General features: G+C 69.7%; 18 protein-coding genes. 14 read left to right on the top strand and 4 right to left on the bottom strand.

The genetic code is table 11. The features are described 5' to 3' along the window. Nucleotides 1–11: 11 nt before the first annotated feature. Complete coding sequence (locus G6038_RS21895; protein WP_195886208.1) at nucleotides 12–242, top strand: DUF3761 domain-containing protein; 231 nt, start codon at nucleotides 12–14, stop codon at nucleotides 240–242. Between the two features lie 422 nt (nucleotides 243–664). Here G6038_RS21895 and G6038_RS21890 read toward each other — a convergent pair whose 3' ends face one another. After that, nucleotides 665–2,506: a TerD family protein gene (locus G6038_RS21890; protein WP_165039861.1), complete on the bottom strand. Its 1,842-nt coding sequence runs from the start codon at nucleotides 2,504–2,506 to the stop codon at nucleotides 665–667. Nucleotides 2,507–2,641: 135 nt separating this feature from the next. Between G6038_RS21890 and G6038_RS21885 the strand changes: the two genes are divergently transcribed. The 10 genes from G6038_RS21885 (at nucleotide 2,642) to G6038_RS21840 (ending at nucleotide 15,949) form a co-directional block, all read left to right on the top strand. Then, nucleotides 2,642–3,553 (top strand): SDR family oxidoreductase, encoded by a 912-nt coding sequence (locus G6038_RS21885; protein WP_165039860.1) that lies wholly within the window; start codon nucleotides 2,642–2,644, stop codon nucleotides 3,551–3,553. A gap of 222 nt (nucleotides 3,554–3,775) precedes the next feature. Continuing rightward, nucleotides 3,776–4,579 (top strand): replication protein, encoded by an 804-nt coding sequence (locus G6038_RS21880; RefSeq protein ID WP_165039865.1) that lies wholly within the window; start codon nucleotides 3,776–3,778, stop codon nucleotides 4,577–4,579. Nucleotides 4,580–4,716: 137 nt separating this feature from the next. Then, nucleotides 4,717–6,441 (top strand): plasmid pRiA4b ORF-3 family protein, encoded by a 1,725-nt coding sequence (locus G6038_RS21875; RefSeq protein ID WP_346772882.1) that lies wholly within the window; start codon nucleotides 4,717–4,719, stop codon nucleotides 6,439–6,441. Between the two features lie 72 nt (nucleotides 6,442–6,513). Then, the gene (locus G6038_RS21870) at nucleotides 6,514–6,846 is read left to right on the top strand and encodes a hypothetical protein (protein WP_165039858.1); all 333 of its coding nucleotides are present in this window, start codon (nucleotides 6,514–6,516) and stop codon (nucleotides 6,844–6,846) included. Beyond that, nucleotides 6,804–7,478: a DUF3558 domain-containing protein gene (locus G6038_RS21865; RefSeq protein ID WP_206025445.1), complete on the top strand. Its 675-nt coding sequence runs from the start codon at nucleotides 6,804–6,806 to the stop codon at nucleotides 7,476–7,478. Before G6038_RS21870 ends, G6038_RS21865 begins: the two co-directional genes overlap by 43 nt. Before the next feature lie 100 nt (nucleotides 7,479–7,578). After that, a complete protein-coding gene (locus tag G6038_RS21860; protein WP_206025444.1) occupies nucleotides 7,579–9,090 on the top strand; it encodes a DUF3375 domain-containing protein in 1,512 nt (503 codons plus the stop codon). Next, nucleotides 9,087–9,692 carry a DUF4194 domain-containing protein gene (locus tag G6038_RS21855; RefSeq protein ID WP_165039855.1) on the top strand — a complete coding sequence of 202 codons (606 nt, stop codon included), beginning with the start codon at nucleotides 9,087–9,089 and terminating at the stop codon, nucleotides 9,690–9,692. The genes G6038_RS21860 and G6038_RS21855 overlap by 4 nt, the downstream gene beginning before the upstream one ends. After that, complete coding sequence (locus tag G6038_RS21850; RefSeq protein WP_165039854.1) at nucleotides 9,689–12,988, top strand: ATP-binding protein; 3,300 nt, start codon at nucleotides 9,689–9,691, stop codon at nucleotides 12,986–12,988. Before G6038_RS21855 ends, G6038_RS21850 begins: the two co-directional genes overlap by 4 nt. Next, entirely contained in the window at nucleotides 12,985–14,121 is a 1,137-nt protein-coding gene (locus G6038_RS21845; protein ID WP_165039853.1) for a Wadjet anti-phage system protein JetD domain-containing protein, read from the top strand. The genes G6038_RS21850 and G6038_RS21845 overlap by 4 nt, the downstream gene beginning before the upstream one ends. A gap of 337 nt (nucleotides 14,122–14,458) precedes the next feature. Further along, entirely contained in the window at nucleotides 14,459–15,949 is a 1,491-nt protein-coding gene (locus G6038_RS21840; protein WP_165039852.1) for a stealth family protein, read from the top strand. A gap of 108 nt (nucleotides 15,950–16,057) precedes the next feature. Here G6038_RS21840 and G6038_RS21835 read toward each other — a convergent pair whose 3' ends face one another. Further along, nucleotides 16,058–17,017 (bottom strand): DUF1214 domain-containing protein, encoded by a 960-nt coding sequence (locus G6038_RS21835; RefSeq protein ID WP_165039851.1) that lies wholly within the window; start codon nucleotides 17,015–17,017, stop codon nucleotides 16,058–16,060. A 117-nt stretch (nucleotides 17,018–17,134) separates the two neighbouring features. Continuing rightward, the gene (locus tag G6038_RS21830) at nucleotides 17,135–17,917 is read right to left on the bottom strand and encodes an IclR family transcriptional regulator (RefSeq protein ID WP_165039850.1); all 783 of its coding nucleotides are present in this window, start codon (nucleotides 17,915–17,917) and stop codon (nucleotides 17,135–17,137) included. A gap of 170 nt (nucleotides 17,918–18,087) precedes the next feature. Here G6038_RS21830 and G6038_RS21825 point away from each other — a divergent pair, with 170 nt between their 5' ends. From G6038_RS21825 to dmpG, 3 genes are read left to right on the top strand one after another with little or no spacing between them, the layout of a single operon-like run. Then, nucleotides 18,088–18,912, top strand: a complete 825-nt coding sequence (locus G6038_RS21825; protein ID WP_165039849.1) for a fumarylacetoacetate hydrolase family protein — start codon at nucleotides 18,088–18,090, stop codon at nucleotides 18,910–18,912. Continuing rightward, complete coding sequence (locus G6038_RS21820) at nucleotides 18,909–19,886, top strand: acetaldehyde dehydrogenase (acetylating) (RefSeq protein WP_165039848.1); 978 nt, start codon at nucleotides 18,909–18,911, stop codon at nucleotides 19,884–19,886. Before G6038_RS21825 ends, G6038_RS21820 begins: the two co-directional genes overlap by 4 nt. Then, nucleotides 19,883–20,905, top strand: coding sequence for a 4-hydroxy-2-oxovalerate aldolase (gene dmpG, locus G6038_RS21815; RefSeq protein WP_165039847.1), 1,023 nt, complete (start codon nucleotides 19,883–19,885; stop codon nucleotides 20,903–20,905). Before G6038_RS21820 ends, dmpG begins: the two co-directional genes overlap by 4 nt. Here dmpG and G6038_RS21810 read toward each other — a convergent pair. Beyond that, a complete protein-coding gene (locus tag G6038_RS21810) occupies nucleotides 20,902–21,822 on the bottom strand; it encodes a phosphodiesterase (RefSeq protein WP_165039846.1) in 921 nt (306 codons plus the stop codon). The two genes, dmpG and G6038_RS21810, sit on opposite strands and share 4 nt — an antisense overlap. Between the last annotated feature and the right edge of the window lie 77 nt (nucleotides 21,823–21,899).

The following is a 21,899-nucleotide window of genomic DNA, read 5'->3' as shown; positions in this document are numbered from 1 at the left end:
ATCCGGCACCAATACCAGCCGAGCCAGTACCGCTCCCGGCACCCGCACCCGACGGTGGCTATGACGGCAGCTGCGGACCGAACAGCTACATCAACGTCGACGGCGAATGCATCCCCGGTCCGGTAGAAGCACCGAGCCCTCCCAGCGGGGCCACCGCACGCTGCAATGACGGCACCTACTCCTTCAGCCAACACCGACGCGGCACATGTTCCGGACACGGCGGCGTCGCCGAATGGCTATAACCGGCGGGCCCGACCCGCTCCCCGTGAGCGTTCAGCCCTCACCAAGATCACGTATCGACGACAGCGATCCTTCAGCTTCATGAGGTAGATGTTCAACGACCGCTCTACCGCATCTCCGACACGTCCGTCGAAGTCCGCCTCGGCTCCGGCGACAGCCGTGCCCCGATATATGCAATCGCATTGCTGCAGAACAACGGTGGCGAACATCCCGCCAGACGCGAGGTCGAGTACATCCGAGGTCACCGATTCCCCTGGGAAGGCGTACGGATGGGCTTGCGCTGAAGTGCGGGCAGCAAGTGACCGCACAGGAATTCACTGCGGCCCGCAGTGTGCGCCACCATGCCCGGGAGGCCGGAATTCGCGGTGCGCACTCGGGTCCGGTGTATTCCAGGGGCGGGCCGCGTCGACTAAGTCCGGACGACCTACTCGGCGTCCACGCCGTACCTCGCAACCAGACCACTCAAGCCGTCGTCGTACCCCTGCCCCACCGCGCGCAGCCGCCACTTCCCCGCCCGCCGATAGATCTCGCTGAGCACCATGGTCCGCTCGGTGGTCCCGGCATCGAGCACGAACGTCACCGCCGTGCCGTCCTCACCGTCCACACTTACCGACACCGCACCCAGTTCGCCGAAGGTGCGTTTGCCGTCGATGGCTGCGGCGATCGCGATGCGCGCGCATTCGTCGGGCAGCGCGGCGAGATCGAGCCGTACACTCTGCTCGCTGCTTCCGTCGACCGACAGCTCGATCGCGCCGTCCTCGGCGGAGGGGTTGTTGTAGAAGACGAAGTCGTCGTCGCTGTCGACCTTTTCATCTTCACCGAGCAGGAAGGCGACGACGTCGACGTCGAAGTCATCCGTCTCGGCGCGCCAGGCGACGTTGACCGTCCAGGATGTCTTCCGGGCCGGCAGGTCGATGACCTCGCCTCGTGCGAGCACCGGCGCTGAGATGCGGGACTCGATGCGCATGTGCGGTGGCACGACGCCCTTCTCCACCGCGGCGCTGACGTCCCTCTTGGTCAGGACAGGGAGTTCGCGCGCGGTGATGCGTGGCATCCGCCGGTCGCTGTCGCCGCCTTCGAGCATCAGCACGTCGGTGACCGCGGCGGTGAGGTTGAGCGAGGGGCGGGCGCCAAGCTGGATGAGACGCGAACGCATGAGCACGGCGTCGAGGTGGGTGCCGCCGAGGAGCAGCACCCGCCGACCCTGCCACAGCTTCGGCTTCTGACCAGTGAGCATCCGCTCCGGAAGGTTCGGAGCAACGGACTCAGCAGTCTCCGGCTGAGGTGGAGGTTCGATCACCGGCTCGGCAGCGGGCGCGGCCACCTCTACCACCGGACGCGTCTTCGGTTCGCCGGGCAACACCCGGGTGAGCATGTCCTCGAGCTGCCGCTCGGTGACGACGGGAATGCCTTCGGCCATCGCCTTGCGGATCTTGCCCGTCTGCACGCCGGCGTCGTTGCACACGACCACGCTCGTCTGGCGGCTGACGGAGTTCATCACGTCGAGGCCGGCGTCAGCCATGCGGCCGGCGAGCGGGACCCGCGGCGTCGTGGTGTGGCCGGTGATCACCACCTTCATTCCCTGCACCAGACCGACGTCCAGCGACAGGCGTCCCGGGTTTTTCCACTCGCACGGCACCCGCGGCACGGAGTCCGGGTAGGCGGACCTGCGGCTGAGGCAGTCGACCACCGGCAGCGGAAGTTGCAGGCTCTCGGCGAGCGAGGCGCTGCGCACGAAGACCTCGCTGAGGACGCGGGCGTCGTCGTAGGCGTCGTGCTCGAGCAACTGCTGGACCTGCCAGTGCGCGGCCAGGGTGGAGAGCTTGTGATCGGGCACGTCGAGCTCGAGCCGCCTCGACAGGGCGAGAGTGCACAGCCGCTGTTTGACCGGGATCTCAGTCCCGGTGCGCCGGAATTCGGCGTCGAGGAATCCGTAGTCGAAGGCCGCGTTATGGGCGACGATCGTCCCGCCGTTCAGAACCTCGGCGAGCTCGCCGGCGATCTGCTCGAAGCGGGGAGCTCCGGCGAGCCGTTCGCGGGTCAACCGGTGCACGTGAACCGGGCCGGGGTCGCAACCCGGGTCGACGAGCGTCGAGTACTCCTGCTCGACGCTGCCGTCCTCCCGCAACACCAGCGCGGCGACGCTGAGCACCCGATGCGCGTAGGCGCGCAGGCCGGAGGTCTCGACGTCGACGACCACCCAGCGGTGGCCCTTCGGCAGCGTCCGCGAACCCGACGCGTGCGACTGCGTGTCGATCACCTGCACCTGCTCTACCTCCGACTGTTCTCCGGCCGGTCCCACCGGCGCACCGGAACATAGTGACTGATATGTCCGACACCGCCGGCGGCGCCACGCCGAGTGCGGCTGCCTTCCGACTGCTGCGGCAGTACCGTTCCAGCCATGGCACAGCCACTCGAAGGCAAGATCGCTTTAGTCGCCGGCGCCACCCGCGGCGCCGGCCGCGGGACCGCAATCGCCCTCGGCGAGGCCGGCGCGACGGTGTACTGCACCGGCCGCAGCACCCGCGAGCGTCGCTCGGAGTACGACCGGCCGGAGACCATCGAGGAGACCGCCGAGCTGGTGACGGCTGCGGGCGGAGTCGGCATCCCCGTCGCCGTCGACCACCTCGATCCCGATCAGGTGCGGCGGCTCGTGCAGCGCGTCGACGACGAACACGGCCGCCTTGACGTCCTCGTCAACGACATCTGGGGCGGCGAGAAGCTCATCGAGTGGGAGACCCCGCTGTGGGAGCACGACCTCACCGGCGGGCTGCGGATGGTGCACCTCTCGATCGACACGCACCTGATCACCAGCCACTTCGCGCTGCCGCTGCTGATCCGGAACCCGGGCGGGCTCGTCGTCGAGATGACCGACGGCACTGCCGAATACAACGCGAAGAACTTTCGGCTCTCGGTGTTCTACGACCTGGTCAAGTCCGCGATGCTCCGGCTCGCGTTCTCCCAGGCGAAGGAGCTCGCACCGCACGGGTGCACGGCCGTCGCGCTGACGCCCGGGTGGATGCGGTCGGAGATGATGCTCGAGCACTTCGGGGTCACGGAGGAGAACTGGCGCGAGGCCACCGAGGAGCACTTCGTCGCGATCTCCGAGTCGCCGCGGTTCGTCGGGCGGGCGGTCGCGGCACTGGCCGCAGATCCGGACGTGCACCTGCGCAACGGCGGCTCCTTTTCGTCGGGTGGCCTGGCGCGCGAGTACGGCTTCACCGACGTCGACGGGTCTCAGCCGGACTGCTGGCGGTACATGGTGGAGGTTCAGGATCCAGGACTCCCCGCGGACGCAACCGGGTATCGGTGAGCGCGACACGCCGAGACTACGACCACCGCTCGCCCACAACGTATTCCACACCAGCGAGACGAATCGATTGACGCGTCGGCAGCACGGTGCCACGATGTGTCATCGCCCCGCGCTCGCGAGGGTCACAATTGAAGAAGGCCCGCCAGGAGTTGCCGCTCCCGACGGGCCGGATGTCCGACTGAATAGGAGTCGAACGTGGGTAACAATACCCTCGTCGGAGGCGTGCGCCGCGCGCCGCGCCCGACGAGCAACTACACCGTCGTCCGCAACGAGACGATCGGCAACAAGGACCTCTCCTTCCGCGCCCGCGCGGTCTTGATCTGGCTGCTGTCGAAGCCGGCCGACTGGCGCATTCGCTCCGACGCGATCGCCGCGGAATCACCGTCCGAGGGCCGTGACGCCATCCGGTCCGCGATGCGGGAACTGGCTGCGCACGGCCACCTCGTCACCGAGCGTCGCCAGAACGAGCACGGCCAGTGGATCACCGTCCAGACCGTCTACGAAGTACCGGTCCGGCCCGAGCCGGGGCCTGGAAATCCGAACCCCGGCGAACCGGACACCGGAGAACCCGGCGCTGAACAAAGTACTGAGGACCAAGAGACTGAAACCAACCCCTCACCGGCCGCCGAACCGGCGGCACCGTCCGCGCGGCCACAAGGGGTGATCAGCATTCCGGAGAAGAAGCAGATCGGCGAGCTGGCGACCGCATGCCGCGCCGCGGGCCTGACGGCGACGTTCGACTATCTGCCCGCCGCCGCGCGCTCCCAGATCGTCGCACTGATCGACTCCCACGGAATCCCACCTCTGGTCACGGCGGCACGATCGACGCATCGACCGAACAACCCGACGCGCTTCGCCCACGCATGGATCCCGCTGTGGCAAGCGCTGCCCCTGCCCCGCTCTCCCCTGCCGCCCCGATGCGGCCGGTGCGACGAGTACGGCTGGCTGCCCGACGACGATCGGGGCCGCGCCGTGCGCTGTCCGTGCCGTCGCTTCGACGCGCACGACCGCCCGGTCGCTGCGTGAGCACCGTCGGTGGCGAACCGATAGCATCGGCGAGAACTGTGCCATGCCCACCGAATCGAGGTCGGACGTCCATGTCCCGTAAGCGCTCCGGGTCGAGTCGCGGATCATCACCTCGTAAGCCACTTCCCGACAATGTCGTGTCGTTGGCCGCGCGCCGGCGCCGGGCGGACACACCGATCGAGCAGTACCGCGCACTGGCACCGGAGTTCGCCGCATGGCTGATGGAGAACGCTGGGTGCTCGGCGAATCAGGCGGAGGAGTTCGTTGCCAGCGTCGGGCACGCGATCGACGCCCTCTCGCGTGCGGATTCCGGGTTTGCGACCACGGCATGGCGGAGCCGCGACGTGGACCACATTCTAGAGCGGGTGCTGACGAGTGAACTGGTCGAGGACGACGACGAGACGCGGGCACACATCGCCGGGGACGCCGCCGTGTTCCTGCAGTTCCTCTCGGCGACAAATCGGTGGACCGGCCAGGACGAGGACCTCGGGTACGCCCTGTCCACGCTCACGTCGTACATCGAATCGAGGCTCGCGTCCCTTTCACCCACCGAGGTCGACGAACCACCGGTCGAGCCCGAGGTCGAACGCGCCGCCTTGACGGTCGTGCCGGTCGTCGCACGGCTGGACGCCCTGCTCGGCTGGATCGGTGAACGCCGGCCTGTGACCGCGACCGGCGCGCTGAAGCGTGCCCTGGTCATGGAGGCCTTCGACGCTGTCGGCGGCAAGCGCGAGGATCTGGCACCACGCAAGGTCCAGTCGATGTGGGATCTTTCCGTGCTGGCACAGACCTGGGTCGTTGCAGCCATGCTGGACCTGGTCTCGATCGGAAAGACCGTTGTCAAACCCGGTCCTGCCGCGCCGGCGTGGCGGGATCCGGACCGGAATCCCGGCGAGTACCTCACCCTGTGCCGGGACGCGGTGTCACATTCCCTCATCGTGGCCCTCGGCAGGCGCGGCGAGGGGCGGCTCGTGGCATTCCATTCCATCCTCGACGAGGCGACGGCTGCCGTCCTGTCCGCCGGTCTCGGTGAGCACCCCCTGCCGTCCGGCCCCGACGAGCGCCTGCACGCACTGTCCGTGTTGTTCCCCGGCATGCCGGTCGGACCGAGTCTTCTCGGCAGCATGCTCGTCGACCGCCTCGACGACCTCGTCGCCGACGGCATCCTTGACGACGCGGACGGCTACCGCGTGCCGACGCCTCTCCGTCCTGCCGTGCGGGCCGCCGTGCGCATCCTCCTCGGCGACGCGACACCCGTCGCCATCCACCCGCCCGAGCGGTGCACCCTGCGAATCACGTTGCGCGACAGCGAGCCTGCGGTGTGGCGACGAGTGGTGGTCGACAATTCCCTGAGCCTGCTGCATCTGCACTTCGTCATCCAGAGCTGCTTCGCCTGGGAGGACTACCACCTGCACCAGTTCACCGAGGGCGAGCCGTTCACCGGTGGTTGCGTATACGTGCCCGACGATCAGCTCGACGACGAGCTCGCGAACGGTCAGGACGAGGTCGTCGACGAGGGAATGGTGACCATCGGGACGGTACTGCCCGACGTCGGGGCATCGCTGACGTACCTGTACGACTATGGCGACGGGTGGACGCACGACATCGTCGTCGAGTCCGTCGCCGACTTCGACGCCGAGGCACCGCGCGCTGCCTGTGTCGACGGGCAGGGCCTGGCACCGGCCGAGGACTCCGGCGGGACGTGGGGCTGGACGGACATGCTCGCCGCGGCCGACGACCCGACCCACGAGCGTCACGACGAGATCCGACAGTGGCTCGGACTGCGGCCGAGTGAGCGCGTCGACCCGGAGTGGTTCGACCGCGACGACGCCAACGAACAGCTGCGCGCACTGTTCGGGTAGGGCGTGCTGTGCGGATTCGACCGCACAACTCGTGCGGTACAGTGCCGGGGCCAATTGATACCGGGGGGATTCATGGCCGAGGGACTTCGATTGGATCCGCAGAGGATCGACGAGATCGTCGCCATCTGCGACACCATGCTCGAGACGCTTCGAGAGGCGGGCCGACAGGCCGGCGATCTCACCACGGTACCGAGTTTCGGGGGCTTCAAATCGGCCGAGGACCTTCGCGCGGGTTTCGTACGCAAAGCTCGGGGCACGCCCGAGTCGCTCTACGAACGACTCAAACAGTTCGAAGCGGTGCTCAGAGGTATGCGCGACACGTTCGCCATGGGCGGTGAGGGTTTCCTCGCCGCGGAATCCGAATGGGTACAACGCTTGAACGTACTTCCCCAGGACGAGTTGTGACAGCGCGCCGTACCGCTACTACCGTCACCGGTACGCTCGTAGTCCTAGCTGCACTCGCCGGCTGCGCCAGCCCAACCCATAGTTCGACGACAGTGAGTTCAGCCGTCGAATCGCCAACCGCCGCGACTCGCGTGCCGCGTCTGGCCGACGAGTCCAACCGCCCTGTGGTGGCCTTCGATCCTTGCCTCGACATTCCCAATGACGTGATCATCGCCGCTGGCTACGACCCGGCAACGGAAGACGAGGCCGACTTCGCGGCCACCCATTTCACGATGCTTGGCTGCGCCTACAAGGGCACCGTCCACATCCCAGGTGTACTAGTCCGCTACGACCTCTCGGTGCTCTCCGCCAATTTCAACTTCGAGGAAGAACAGCAGAAGTCCAGTGACAACGGCGACGACGTTCGCCGTACCGAGATTGCAGGTCGACGGGCACTGCTGAAAACCAACCAGTCACTGCCCGAACGATGCGAAATGAGCATCGAAACGTCCTACGGAATACTCATCGTTGCTCGTATCCATTGGAGCGATAGCGGCAGTCCAGTGCCCAAATCGCAATGGTGCACCGGACTGGAAGACACCGTCGAACGCATCGTCGCCGTCCTCGACGACTTCGAAGCCCACAATCGCTGACTCCCCCACCATCCTGTGGATTCGAGCCTGGAAGCCGTACTCGAACCCGCACAGATTGGACGGGACCACGCCCGCGACGCTGTCGCCCCCATATGTCAGCATGGTCGAACCCGACACCGGAGGGAGCGTCGTGTCCACCGCCGACCTGCACCGCCTGGCGCGCCTGCGCCAGGAGCACCCGGCGTGGGCTCTGCTGCGGTCGGACAATGCGGCCGCGGTGCTGGCGCTGCTGGGCCGGCACTTCGACCGCGGCACGCGACGGCTGCCGGCCCCGGAGCTGTTCGCCCGCCTCGACGCGGACCTGCAGGAACTGCGCGACGAGGGCTTCGAGCTGCCGCGCACCGGTCAGGCCTATTGTGCGGACTGGGTGCGCGCAGGTTTCCTGCTGCGCCGCGCGAGCCCCGACGCCCGGGAGGAGACCCTCGAGCCGACCGAGGCGACGTTCGCCGCGCTCACGTTCGTCGCGGGCCTGACGACCGCCACCAGCTCGGTCACCGAGTCGCGGCTGACCACCCTGTCGAGCCAGCTCCAGGCCCTGGCGCGGGACTCGGACCCCCGCAGTGAGAGCCGCCTGGCGGCGTTGCGGGCCGAGCGCGACGAGTTGGACCGTCAGATCGCCGCCGTCGAATCCGGGGACTTCCCCGTACTCGACGGGAACCGCGCGGTGGAACGGTCCGCGGAGATCCTGGCGCTGGCAGGGGAGATCCCGGGCGACTTCGCGCGGGTGCGCGCCGAGCTGGAAGCGCTCAACCGGGAGCTGCGGGCCCGGATCCTCGACGACGAGGGCGATCGTGGCGACACCCTCGGCGAGGTGTTCCGCGGGGTCGATCTGATCGGCAGCTCCGACGCCGGCCGCAGCTTCGCCGGGTTCTACGACATGATCATCGACCCGGAGCGGTCGTCGCAGCTCGACGACTGGATCGAGGCGGTGCTGCAACGCCCGTTCGCGCAGCAGCTCACCACCGAGCAACGCAACCGGTTCCGCACCCTGCTCACCGAGATGGAGGACGCCGGCGGCGAGGTGCACGCGACGATGACGTCGCTGTCGCGTTCGCTGCGGCATTTCGTGCAGTCCCGCCACTACGAGGAGCACCGGCGTCTGCAGCGGCTCCTGCGCTCGGCCCAGCAGCAGGCCCTGCAGGTGGCGCAGCGCCGCAAACCATACGACTTGCTGGACCTCGAGCTGGTGCGGGTCGGCATGGGCATCGATTCGGTGGCGGCGCTGCGGCTGCACAACCCGGCCGACGACCTGGTGGCCGAGCCGGTGGTGACGCAGCCGGTCGGCGAGGTGGATCTCGCGGAGCTGCGCCGCATCGTCCGCGAATCGGAGATCGACATGGACGAGCTGGCCGGCAACGTCGCCGCCACGCTGCGTTCCCGCGGCAGGGCCACGATCGGCGACGTGTTGCGCGATCATCCCGCCACGCAGGGCCTGGCCAGCGCGGTGGGTCTGCTGGTGCTCGCCGCGGAGCACGGTCACCGCGTCGACGGCACCGAGGAGATCGCGTGGACGTCCCCGTCGGGCGCGACCCGCGTCGCGACGGTGCGGCGGCACCTGTTCGATCCGACCGATACCGAGTTCACCGCCCGCATCACCGAGGACGCGTCATGACCGAATCGACCACCCGCACGGGGCTGTATCCGGGCGACACCGGCGAACTCGACCTCGACACCCGCCGCGCGCTGGTGCAGTTGCTCAAGGGACCGCTCGTCACCGCCGACAAGCACCCGGAGGTGTGGCGGACGGTGATCCGCGACGAGCGGGTGCTGCGGTCCCGGCTCGCGGACGTGTTTCTCGATCTCGTCGTCGATGAGGACGATCAGCTCGCGTTCACCCGCCCCGCCGACACGGGCGACCACAAGGCCCCGACGGTGCTGCGCACCGAGCGCCTCACGTTCATGGACACCGTGATGCTGCTGGCGTTGCGACACCGGCTGCTGCGCGCCCAGCCGGGCGAGCGGGTGATCGTCGACTTCGACGAGGTGGCCGGGCAGCTGGAGATGTACCGCGCGGCGACGAGCACCGATCCGGCCGGCTTCCGTAAACGGGTCAACGCGTCGTGGGAGAAGCTGAAGAAGTACACGCTGCTGGCGTCGACGTCCACGGAGGGCCGGATGGAGGTCTCTCCGGTGTTGCGGCAACTGTTCGACGCCGATCAAGTCGCCGCCGTCGAGGCCGAGTTCCGGCGCATCCTCGAGGAGGACACGCCGTGAGCGCCGCGCCGATCCACCCCGGCCAGTTCCGGCTCGCGCGGGTGCAGGTGGTCAACTGGGGCACTTTGCACGGGCATCACGACATTCCCGTGGCCCGCAAGGGTTTTCTCATCACCGGCGCGTCCGGCTCGGGCAAGTCGACGCTCATCGACGCGATCTCGACGGTGCTCATGCCGGGTGGCAGCGTGCGGTTCAATGCGGCCGCGCAGGAGTCGGCGGCCGGGTCGGGCCGCAACTTCGTCAGCTACATCCGCGGGGCGTGGCGGCGCGAGGCCGACGCCGACACCGATGCGCTCACCGCCTCGTATCTGCGCACCGGCGCCACGTGGAGCGCGGTCGCACTGACGTACAACGCCGCCGACGGCACGGCCCCGGTGACTCTGGTCAAGCTCATGCACCTGCGCCGGGGCGCCAACGCCAACAACGAGATCTCGCACCTGCACCTGATCCTCGACGTGGACGTGGAGCTGACCGACCTCGAACCGTTCGTCACGCGGGGAATCGACACCCGGGGCATCCGCAAGCGCTGGCCGGATGCGGTCGTGAACCCCAGCTGCGCGCCGTTCGCGCGCGCGTTCCGGTCCAAGCTCGGCATCTCGTCGGAGGCCGCACAGCGGCTGCTGCACCGCACGCTGTCCGCGAAGAGCCTGAACAGCCTCGACCAGCTGCTACGCGACTACATGCTCGACGAGCCGCCGACGTTCGCGATGGCCGAGCGGGCCACCACCCAGTTCCGCGAGCTGCGCGAGGCGCATCGCGTCGTCGTCGACGCTCGTCGTCAGGTCGAGACGCTCGAGCCGCTCGTCGCGCTGGCCGACGCCCGTCGCACCGGTCTGCAGGCCCAGCGCGATCTGCAGGACGAGACCGATCACCTCGACGCGGTGCACGCCCGGATGACTGTGGACCTGCTCAGCGACAGGCTCGACGAGACGCGCGCGCAGACCGGTCTGCTGCAGGCCGCCGCGGACAAGACCGCCGACGAGGCCGACCGCGCCGGCGAACGCACCCTCGATCTGCGGGTGCGCGCCGAGAGCGCCGGCGACGGCCGGCTCGCAACCCTCCGCGTGCACAAGGACGCCGCCGAGACCGCACTCGAACGAATCACCCGGCAACGCAGACGGTTCGACGTCGCCCTCACCCACTGGGAGGCGGAGACACCGGCCACCGCGGACGACTTCGCGCATCTGCAGGCCCAGCTCGAGAGGGAACTGCGCGAGCTCGACGCGACCGCCGACACGCGCAGGGCCGAACTGTACGAGGTGGCCGGTGCGCTCGCCGAACGCCGGAAGACGATCCGCGAGCTGATCGCCGACCGGGAGGTCCTGGCCCGGCGCCGCTCGAACCTCGATCCCGACCTGCTGCGCGCCCGGGAACTGGTGTGCTCGGCGGCCGGACTCGGTGAGGATGCCCTGCACTTCGCGGGCGAGTTGATCGCGGTGCGCGCCGAGCACGCCGAGTGGACGGGTCCGATCGAGCGGGTCCTGGGCGGATTCGGGCGCACTCTGCTGGTGCCCGACGAGCTGTATCCGCGGGTGGCCGCCGCCGTCGACGCACACCACCTCGGTGCCCGCCTCGTGTACCGGCGGGTCCGCACGGGCGTCGGCGCGCCGGACGCACCCACCACCGCCGACGGCTCGCTCGTCCGCAAGCTCGAGGTGCGCCCCGGCCCGCTCGCCGCGTGGCTGCAGCACCACCTGGCGGACCGCTTCGACTACGCGTGCGTCGACACCGCCGACGACCTGCGCCGCGTCCCGCGGGGCGTGACCCGGGCCGGGCAGGTCAAGCACGGCGGCGACCGGCACGAGAAGGACGACCGGCGGCGCATCGACGACCGCAGCCGCTGGGTCCTCGGCTTCGACAACGAGGCCAAGCTCGCCGACCTGCGCCGGCGCATCGGCGACGCCGAGACCGACGTCGACGCGCTGCGACGGCGGCAGGAGGCTCTCGAGCGTGCCGAGTCCGCGATCCAGCAGCGCCGGCAGGCCGCCGCGGTGATCCGCGAGTCCGCGTGGGCCGACGTCGACGTCGCGGCGGCGGGCAGCGCGGTGGACGCGATCGAGGAGCGGCTGCGCGAGTGGATGCAGGGCAACACCGAATACGCCACGCTCACCGCGGATCTGGCTCGCGCCGAGAGCGAGGAACGCGCCGCCCGGCAGGCGCACACCGCGGCGCTGGCCAAGCTCGAACAGCACCGGGGCGAGTTGACCCGCGTGCAGGCGCGGCTCGACGACGCGCAGGCCCACGCCGGCACCGCGGTGCCCGACCCGATCTTCGCGCGCATCCGGGCCCGGTTCGCCGCGGCGGTCCGCCGCGTCACCGTCGACAACATCGACCGGGCCCTGAGCACGGTGGGTCGCGCGATCAACGAAGAGATGCGGTCCGCGCAACGCGACACCGCGGACGCCGAGCGCCGCATCACCGCCATCCTCACCGGCTATCTTGCCGAGTGGGAGGCGCGGCGCGCCGAGATGCGTTCCGAGGCCGAGTACGTCGACGATGCCCTCGCGGTGCTCGCCCGGCTGCGCAGCGACGGCCTGCCCGCCTACGAGGACGAGTTCTTCCGGCTGCTGCGCGAGCAGTCGCACCGCAACATCGGGGAGCTGGCGCGCGCGATCCGCAAGGCGCCGGGCGAGATCCGCTCGCGCATCGAGCCGGTGAACGAATCGCTGCGGCGCTCGCCGTTCGACACCGACCGGGTCCTGCGCATCGACGTCAAGGACCGGCGCTCCCCCGCCGCGTCGGAGTTCCTGGCGGAGCTGCTGCAGATCACGAGCGGCGCGTGGAAGGAGGAGGACCGGGCCGCGGCGGAGCGACGGTTCGAACAGATGGCGGCGGTGCTCGAACGGCTCGACTCCGGCGAGCCCGCCGACCTGCGGTGGAAGCGCCTCGTGCTCGACACCCGCCTGCACGTCGGATTCATCGGGGTGGAGGTCGACCCGGAGGGCCACGACGCCAACTATCACGACTCGAGCTCCGGCCTGTCGGGTGGGCAGGCGCAGAAGCTGGTGTTCTTCTGCCTGGCCGCGGCGCTGCGCTATCAGCTAGCGGCCGCCGGCGAGGAGTTGCCGCGCTACGGCACGGTGATCCTCGACGAGGCGTTCGACCGCGCCGACCCCGCGTACACGCGGCGGGCGCTGGACGTATTCACCCAGTTCGGGTTCCACATGGTGCTCGCCACCCCGCTGAAGCTGCTGCAGACCCTCGACGACTACATCGACGGCGTGGCGGCGGTGAGCATCCGCGACAAGCGCTACTCGCAGATCGCACTGTTGCCGATCCGCGACGCCGGCACGTGAGCGCACTGTGCGTGCCGCCGTCCGCGGTCGCCGGTAAGGCCCAGGCCGCGTACCGCAGCCGCCGCACCCGATGGATCACCGATCCCGCTGCGGCCGAATCGGATTCGCTGTCGATCGCGCTGCATCCGCCGTCCGAGCGGCGGGTCGCGCAGGATCCCGACGCCGTCGTGGCGTGGGTGCGGGCCTGGCACGGCTACCGGGGCGCCGGGCGGGTCGAGTGGGAGACGCGGCGTTGGCCGAGCTTCGGCACGCAGGAAGTGCCGGTGCGCCTGCTGCTTTCGGGCGCGACCGAGATCGCCGCCGCGGCCGCACGAGCGCCCGAGTGGCGCACCCTCACCGAACGGCGGGCGCGACTGCTCGACGGACTCGGCCCCGGCACTGCGACGCTCGCGACCGCGATCGCCGCGACGCATGCCCGCTGGCTCGAGCTGGCGGAGCCGGACTTCGCGCGGCTCGTCGCGGCCGTGCGCTGGCTGGCCGAGCATCCGTCGTCGAGGCTGTTCATCCGCCAGCTGCCGGTGCCCGGCGTCGACACCAAATGGGTGTCGCGGCACCGCGGTCTGGTCGAGACGCTGCTCGAGGGTGTGCGCGGCGACCGCGACCTGGGTGTGCGGTCGCTGCCGCGGATGTGCGAGGTGGCCGTGTGCGACCGGACGCTGCTGCCCGCGGCGCCGCGGATCTTCGCGACGTCGCTCGACGAGCTGGCGGCACTGCCGGTGACGCCGGCCCGCACCCTGATCCTGGAGAACAAGGAGGGCCTGCATGCGCTGCCGGAGCTGCCGGCGACGGTGGCGGTGCACGGCGGCGGCTACGCGGTGCACGAGCTGGCGGACGTGCCGTGGCTCGCCGCCTCCGACGTCGTGTACTGGGGTGACCTGGACACGCACGGCTTCGCGATCCTCGACCGGCTCCGCGGCCGCCTCCCGCACGTGCGCAGCCTGCTCATGGACCGCGGCACCGTCGAGCGGTGGCGCGACCTTGCCGTGCCCGAGACGTCACCCGCCCCGCAGACGCCCGCACACCTGACCGGACCGGAACGCGACGCGCTGGCGGCGGTGCGTGCCGGGGGTCTGCGGCTCGAACAGGAACGGATCCCGTGGCCGTACGTCGTCGCCCATCTCGAGGCGCTGTAGGCGCGAGCGCCCCGCAGTACCCCGAATGGATCGGGCCGACCGACGTCGGCTGAGCCTCGACGAGCCCGAAGTCCTGAGAGTGAACCCCGCACGGCCGCCGGTTCCGGAGATGCTCCCCACCTCCGCCCTCATGATGTGCCTGAAGTGGCAATAGTGAACTAGAATCAAACTTTCTCGTTCCCGGGATCTTTCCCGGGAAATCCCTTCACAGGAAAGGAGCACTCCGACGCACTCGCCGGCCCCCCACACCGTTCATCTCGTCTCCCTGCCCCACAGCGTCGGGGACGCTCCCCCGCTCGCGTCCGAGCGACCCCGGCTGCACGGCCACCCGGACATCGTGTGGTTCCGGGATCGCTACGCGATCCCCATCTCGACGACCACGCCGCACGAGGCGATGCTCGAGGATCTGCACTTCGTGCGCCGGGTCCTCGACGACGCCGGCATCGACTATCTGCTGGTCCGCGGCGACGGCGCGCGCCCGGTGCTGGCGGTGGACTGGGCCGACCGCAAGGAGCTGCGTGCCGCGCTGGTCGTCGCGTGCACCGACGAACCGTTCTACTCCAAGACGGTCGGCGCCCAGCGGCGCCGACCGGTGCTCGTCGCCGACGGCCGGCTCTCCCACAGTTCCAAGGCGCGGGCGTTCCGCCTGTTCCGGCCGCGAGTCGAGCTGACCAGCGGGCTGCGGTACGGGGCGTCGAACGGGGTGCAGATCGAGCTGTGGTCGCACACCGACGACGAGATCCTCCTGCCGAAGGAGAACGCCCTGACCCGGCGCAGCGTGCCGCGGGAGGAGGTCACCCGCACCACCGTCGAGCGCTACGGGCAGACGTGGCCGACGATCGAGGGGATGTTCGCGACCCATCCGTCGGACGTCCCGTTCGAGATCGACCTGGTGTTCTCGTGGGTGGACGGCTCGTCGAAGGAGTGGCAGGCCGAGCGCGCCAAGCGCATGCAGAACTACGTGGTGGGCGAGGGCGACGACTCCCCCGCGCGCTTCCGGCAGATCAACGAGCTGAAGTACGCGCTGCGCTCCGTACACATGTATGCGCCGTGGATCCGGCGGATCTTCGTCGCGACCGACTCGGAGCGACCGGACTGGCTGGCCGACGACGGGCGGGTCACGTTCGTGCGCAGCGAGGAGTTCTTCGCCGACCCGTCGGTGCTGCCCACCCACAATTCGCAGGCCGTCGAGTGCCAGCTGCACCACATCCCGGGTCTGTCCGAGCACTTCCTGTATTCCAACGACGACATGTTCTTCGGCCGCCCGGTGGATCCGCAGGTGTTCTTCTCCGCCGGCGGGGTCACGAAGTTCATCGAGGCCGACACCCGGATCGGGCTGGGCCGGAACCACAAGAAGCGCAGTGGTTTCGAGAACGCGGCGCGCGTGAATCGCCGGCTGCTCGAGGACCGGTTCGGGGTGACGATCACCCGGCACCTCGAACACACGCCGGTTCCCCTGCGCAAGAGCATCATGGCGGAAATGGAGCGGGAGTTCGCGGCCGAGTTCGCCGCCACGGCGGCGAGCACGTTCCGGGCCGCGGAGAACATCTCGGTGACGAACTCGTTCTACCACTACTACGCGCTGATGACCGGCCGAGCGGTGCAGCAGACGACGGCCCGCATGCGGTACGTCGACACGACGATGAAATCGGGTCTGCGCGAGCTGGACACGCTGCTGGCGAAGCGGAAGATGGACTTCTTCTGCCTCAACGACGGCAGCGTGCCCGAGGTCGACCTCGAGCTGCGCACGGCCAAGGTCACCCAATTCCTGGAGCGGTACTACCCGATCCCGGCGCCGTGGGAGACGGACCACCCGGGGCGGGCGTGACCTGCGCGGCGTAGTCCCGTCGGACGCACCGGGCCGTCCCGCTGTACGCGGGGCGGCCCGGTCGCGGTGGAACGCGAACTCGGGACGGAGCCGGGCCGGCGTCGATGCTCACCGCCCGTTCGGTGACGGGGCGAGGGCGGGAAACACCCAGCTTCCGTCGAGGACCTCCGCACGCGGGCGATACAGGCGAACGAGGTAGTTCCACCCCTCCGTGACGGGAAGGCAATTGGCACGGTCCGCCTCGTCGCCGCCACCGAAACGGACGGTGATCGAGCCGTCCTCGTTGGGCACGCCGGTGAGGTTGTTGATGCTGTAGGCGTGGCGCTCGTTCGGCTCGAAGAAGCCCTCGGCGTTGTAGACCGAGACGGACCAGAAGCCGTCGACCGGCACATCGCGGACGGTCAGCTCGTACTCGCCGACCGGCAGTCCCGGATCGACGCCGATGTAGGCGGCCTCCGTGGTCGGCAGGCCGCCCCAGCCGGCGGCGGTACCGATCAGGTGCCGGACCGGGTCGACCGCGTGCCGGGCACCGAACATCCGGTCGAAGCCGGTCAGCCCTCGTGCCAGCGCCAGCAGCGCCTCCCGCGTCGCGTCGAAGCTCGCGCGGTCGTAGTCGGGCGCCGCGAACGGCGTCGACGAGCCGGCGTCGAGACGGAACCGCTCCTGGAGCGAGACCACGGTGCGGACGTCGTCCGGATCGGCAGGATCGACGAGAATCCGCACCGCGACGGCGACGTACGGTGTCGGGAACTCGTCGGCGGTGAACCGGTGCTCTCCCGGGTCGTGGAGGATCCGATCGACGTGGTGGTCCTGGTCGACCACCATCACGGACATGTACCGCCGACCGCCGTCGGGGATGGTGAGGGTCGCGCCCTCCGAGGTGTCGACGATCGCGAGGCTGTAGAGGGTGTCGCGGTTCATCCGGATCACCGTCTGCTGCTCGACCGAGGCGGGCTCCCGGTTGTGCCGGAGCACATTGATGCCCCCGGCGTCCCGCTGAAGATCGAGAAACATCCGATCCGTCTCCGCGCGAACGAAATTGTCCACATTCACCGGAATCGAGGTCATGGGCGGCAGCCTAGACGACGAACGCCCCACGCGCTGTCCGATTCGTCCGCCTCCGCAATGGACCCGGAGTTCCCTGCCGGGACTGCCGGGCCGGCCGCCGGGCACATGCGGCCCGTCTCAGTCCGGCTCCGCCATCCGCGCGCGGCGCGCGAGGGTGGCGGCGACCCCGGCTGCGGCCGCGCGCACCGACGTGGTGTGCCGCTCGGGGTGGAAGCGGGCCACGGGACCGGTGACACTGAGGGCTGCGATCGGCCGGTCGTCCGCGTCGAGTACCGGCGCAGCGACGCAGGTGATGCCCATCGCGGACTCCTCGCGTTCGTACGCGACCCCCTCGTCGAGGATGCGTTCGAGCTGTGCGCGCAGCAGTCCGGGCCCGGACAGCGTCTTCGGGGTGCGCCGTTCGAGCGGCTCGGCGAGCACCCTGTCGATGATTTCCGGATCGGAGTGCGCGAGGAGTGCCTTTCCGATTGCCGTGCAGTGCAGCGGCATTCGGCCGCCGAGACGGGACGGGGAGCGGGCCTGCCGGTGTCCCCCGATCTTGGAGATGTAGACCACTTCGGTGCCCTCGAGGATGCCAAGGTGCACCGTCTCGTGCGTCCGCTCGTACAGGTCCTCCAGGAACGGGGTGGCGACCTCGATCAGGCTGCGTTCGGTGGACGCCCGCATGCCGAGTTCGAACAGTTGCCCGCTCAGCCGGTAGCCGGCCCGGGTGCGGTCGAGGAGGCGCACCTTGACGAGGTCGGAGGCCAGCCGGTGCAGGGTGCCCTTGGGGATGCCGGTACGCCGGCCGAGTTCCGCGAGGCTGAGCCCGTGGTCGTCGACGGTGAACGCATACAGCACGGTGACGACCTTGCCGAGCACGGTGTTCGGGTCGATCTGCGCGTCGCCGGGAGGGCCCACCGCATTCCCCCTTCGTCCGGTGACCTGGCAATTCGGGTCACCCGCCACTGTACGTTCCACTGAGTCGAACATTGTCCTGGCCGGATACCGGCTCACCCGGTGACAGTGGGCAGGTCCATTCCCTTCGACCTTCCGGGACCGCCATGACCCCCTCCCCAGGAACCGACCGCATGCCGGCTCCGCCCTCCGGCGCCGCGACGGACGATCCGGCTGTCCATGCGGCGTTCGTCCGACTCGACCACGCGGTACAGACCCGCACGCCCTGCCCGCCGGTGCGTGACCTCATCGGCAGCACCGACATCGAGCGCGCCTACGCGGTCCAGACGAAGCTGAACTCCGCACGCGCGGATGCCGGGGCTCGTGTGGTCGGCCGCAAGATCGGGCTCACGTCACCGGCGGTCCAGCGGCAACTCGGCGTGGACCGGCCCGACTTCGGCGTCCTGTTCGACGACATGCAGTACACCGAGGACGAACCCGTGCCCTTCCACCGCCTGCTGCAACCGAAGGTCGAGGCGGAGATCGCCTTCGTGCTCGGGCAGGACCTCGCCGACGGCCCGCTCGACGACCGGCGTATCCGCGCCAGCGTCGACTACGCCGTCGCCGCCCTCGAGATCGTCGACAGCCGGATCGCAGGCTGGGACATCACCTTCGGGGACACGGTCGCCGACAATGCCTCGTCCGGGCTGTTCGTCCTCGGCACCCGGCGCCGCGGGCTCGACGAGTTCGAACCGATCGACACCCAGATGCAGATGCGTGTCGATGGCGCGGCGGTGTCCACCGGGAACGGCGCGGCCTGCCTGGGCGACCCGCTGCGGGCCCTGGCGTGGCTCGCCGACACCGCCCGCCGGTTCGGCGAACCGCTCCGCGCCGGGCAGATCGTCCTGTCCGGGGCCCTCGGGCCGATGGCGCCCGTCCACCCCGGCTCCACCGTCACCGCGGACATCACCGGACTCGGTTCGGTGACCGCGACCTTCACCCAGGAGGACAACACATGAGCACCCGCAGAACACAGGTGGCCGTCATCGGCTCCGGCAACATCGGCACCGACCTGATGATCAAGGTGATCCGGAACTCGACCAACCTCGAGATGGGCGCCATGGTCGGCATCGACCCCGACTCGGACGGCCTGGCCCGCGCCCGCCGGCTGGGCGTCCCCACCACCGCCGACGGCGTGGCGGGCCTGATCGGCCTGCCGAACTTCGACGAGATCGGCTTCGTGTTCGACGCAACGTCGGCGCAGGCGCACCGGGCCAACGCCCGGGCGCTCGAACCCTACGGCAAGCGGATGATCGACCTCACGCCCGCAGCGATCGGTCCCTTCGTCGTTCCGGCCGTGAACCTCGACGCCCACCGGAACGCCCCGAACGTCAACATGGTCACCTGTGGTGGGCAGGCAACCATTCCCGTCGTGGCGGCGGTCTCGCGGGTCACGCCCGTCGCCTACGCCGAGATCGTCGCGTCCATCGCGTCGAAGTCCGCCGGACCCGGCACCCGCGCGAACATCGACGAGTTCACCGAGACGACGGCGCACGCTATCGAGTCGGTCGGCGGGGCGGCCCGGGGCAAGGCGGTGATCGTCCTGAACCCTGCCGAGCCGCCGCTGATCATGCGGGACACCGTGTTCTGCCTGATCTCCGAGCCGAGCGCAGTCGTGCACGACGCCGTCCGGGAGTCGATCGAGCGGATGGTCGCCGACGTCGCCGCCTACGTGCCGGGCTACCGGCTCAAGCAGCAGGTGCAGATCACCCCGGTCCCACAGGGGCAACCGGTGCATACCCTGCTCGCCGACGGCGCCCCGGCCACCCCCACCCACCAGGTGTCGGTGTTCCTCGAGGTCGAGGGTGCCGCCCATTATCTGCCCGCGTACGCGGGCAATCTCGACATCATGACCTCGGCTGCCCTGCGGTTCGCGGAGGCCGCCGCCGAGACGGACACCGCACGCGCGGCAGAACTGGAGACCACCCGATGACGACCGAACTGTTCATCCAGGACGTCACGCTCCGGGACGGGATGCACGCCGTTCGGCACCGCATCACCCCGGACGACGTGGGCCGTATCGTGGCCGCGCTGGACGCGGCCGGCGTCGACGCCATCGAAGTCGCCCACGGCGACGGCCTGGCCGGGGGCAGCCTCAACTACGGACCGGGCAGCCACACCGACTGGGAGTGGATCGAGGCCGCGGCCGCGAACGTGTCCCGGGCGCGCCTGACCACCCTGCTGCTGCCCGGGATCGGCACGATCCGCGAGCTCGAGCACGCCTACCGGCTCGGGGTCCGCTCGGTGCGCGTGGCCACGCACTGCACCGAGGCGGACGTTTCGGCCCAGCACATCGCCACGGCTCGCGAGCTGGGCATGGACGTCTCCGGATTCCTCATGATGAGCCACATGGCACCGCCCGCGGAGCTGGCGCGGCAGGCGAAGTTGATGGAGTCGTACGGCGCGCACTGCGTCTACGTGACCGACTCCGGCGGTCGTCTGACCATGGACGGGGTACGCGAACGTGTTCGCGCCTACCGGGACGTGCTCGACCCGGGCACCGAGCTCGGGATCCACGCCCACGAGAATCTGTCGTTGTCGGTGGCGAACTCCGTGGTCGCCGTCGAGGAAGGGGTCACTCGCGTCGACGCCTCCCTGGCCGGTCACGGCGCCGGCGCCGGCAACTGCCCGCTCGAGGCGTTCGTCGCCGTCGCCGACCTGCAGGGCTGGACCCACGGCAGCGACCTGTTCGCGCTGCAGGACGCGGCCGACGACCTGGTCCGGCCGCTTCAGGACCGGCCGGTCCGGGTGGACCGGGAAACCCTCACCCTCGGCTACGCCGGCGTGTACTCCTCGTTCCTCCGCCACGCGGAGGCAGCGTCCGAGCGTTACGGCATCGACGTGCGCACCCTCCTGCTCGAGGTCGGGCGGCGCGCGCTCGTCGGCGGGCAGGAGGACATGATCGTCGACATCGCCCTCGACCTGCTGGGGGAACGTGCGGCGCGGGCCTAGACGCGGACGGTGACGTCCGGGTTCTCGGGAATGCGGATCCCGGCCTCGGCGAGACGCTGCGCCGCGTCCTCCGCGGTGGACGGCCGGCCGGTGGTGATGTAGCTGCCGGTCGGCACCACGGAGTGGACGATGGTGTCCGGGTAGACGTGCACGAGGTTGAAGCCCTGGGCACCGTCGTGGCCGCGCTGGCACCCGGCCGGGACGTTGAGGTCCTGGGTGTAGCACGTCGAGGAGGCCACGGAGACGGGGATGTCGGCGAAGGTCGCGGTCGTGGTGTAGTGCAGGTGACCGGCGAGGATGGTGCGCACGTCGGTGTCGCGCAGCACCTCGGCGAGGCCGGCCTGGTCGCGCAGCTCGACGAGCACGGCCTGGTCGAACACGCTGGGCACCGGCGGGTGGTGCATCGCGAGGATGGTGCCGAAGGGCGCCGACGTCTCGAGCTCGCGCGCCAGCCAGTTCAGCTGTTCCTGCGAGATCTCGCCGTGGTGGAAGCCGGGCACCGAGGTGTCGAGGGTGATGATGCGCAGGCCGTTGACACGGTAGACCCGGTCGATCGGGCCGGTGGACGGCGCCTGATCCAGCAGCAGTTCCCGGAAGGTGGCACGGTCGTCGTGGTTGCCCATGGCCCACACGATCTGCGCGCCGAGTGCCTGCGCGACGGGCTCGACGAGGCCGCGCAGCTTCGAGTAGGCGTCGGGCTGGCCGCGGTCGGTGAGGTCACCGGTGAACACGAGCGCGTCCGGCTGCACCTGGGAGGCGCGGATGTCGGCGAGAATCTGCCGCACCCGGGCGTCGGCGTCGACCGTCCCGTAGAGCAGTTCGTCTCCGCCGACCAGGTGGGTGTCGGTGATGTGCAGCAGAGTGTGCGAGGGCCTCGGGTATTCGGCTATTCGCTCGGCCCCACGAGGGCTGCCCATGATCTCTCACTTCCGTTCGCCGACGTGCTCAGGGGCACACGTCGAGTATGACCATAGTCGAACGGGTTCGGGTTGCC

The sequence above is a fragment of the Rhodococcus sp. 14C212 genome (assembly GCF_011058195.1).
GTDB lineage: Bacteria > Actinomycetota > Actinomycetes > Mycobacteriales > Mycobacteriaceae > Rhodococcus > Rhodococcus aetherivorans.
This window is presented reverse-complemented; position numbering and strand designations above follow the sequence as displayed.

Bases quoted from the DNA above. Each gene is read 5' to 3' on its own strand.
- G6038_RS21820 (WP_165039848.1), top strand. From the start codon at position 18,909: ATGAGCACCCGCAGAACACAGGTGGCCGTCATCGGCTCCGGCAACATC.
- G6038_RS21885 (WP_165039860.1), top strand. From the start codon at position 2,642: ATGGCACAGCCACTCGAAGGCAAGATCGCTTTAGTCGCCGGCGCCACC.
- G6038_RS21865 (WP_206025445.1), top strand. From the start codon at position 6,804: ATGGGTACAACGCTTGAACGTACTTCCCCAGGACGAGTTGTGACAGCG.
- G6038_RS21860 (WP_206025444.1), top strand. From the start codon at position 7,579: ATGGTCGAACCCGACACCGGAGGGAGCGTCGTGTCCACCGCCGACCTG.
- G6038_RS21825 (WP_165039849.1), top strand. From the start codon at position 18,088: ATGCCGGCTCCGCCCTCCGGCGCCGCGACGGACGATCCGGCTGTCCAT.
- G6038_RS21855 (WP_165039855.1), top strand. From the start codon at position 9,087: ATGACCGAATCGACCACCCGCACGGGGCTGTATCCGGGCGACACCGGC.
- G6038_RS21870 (WP_165039858.1), top strand. From the start codon at position 6,514: ATGGCCGAGGGACTTCGATTGGATCCGCAGAGGATCGACGAGATCGTC.
- G6038_RS21810 (WP_165039846.1), bottom strand. From the start codon at position 21,822: ATGGGCAGCCCTCGTGGGGCCGAGCGAATAGCCGAATACCCGAGGCCC.
- dmpG (WP_165039847.1), top strand. From the start codon at position 19,883: ATGACGACCGAACTGTTCATCCAGGACGTCACGCTCCGGGACGGGATG.
- G6038_RS21835 (WP_165039851.1), bottom strand. From the start codon at position 17,017: ATGACCTCGATTCCGGTGAATGTGGACAATTTCGTTCGCGCGGAGACG.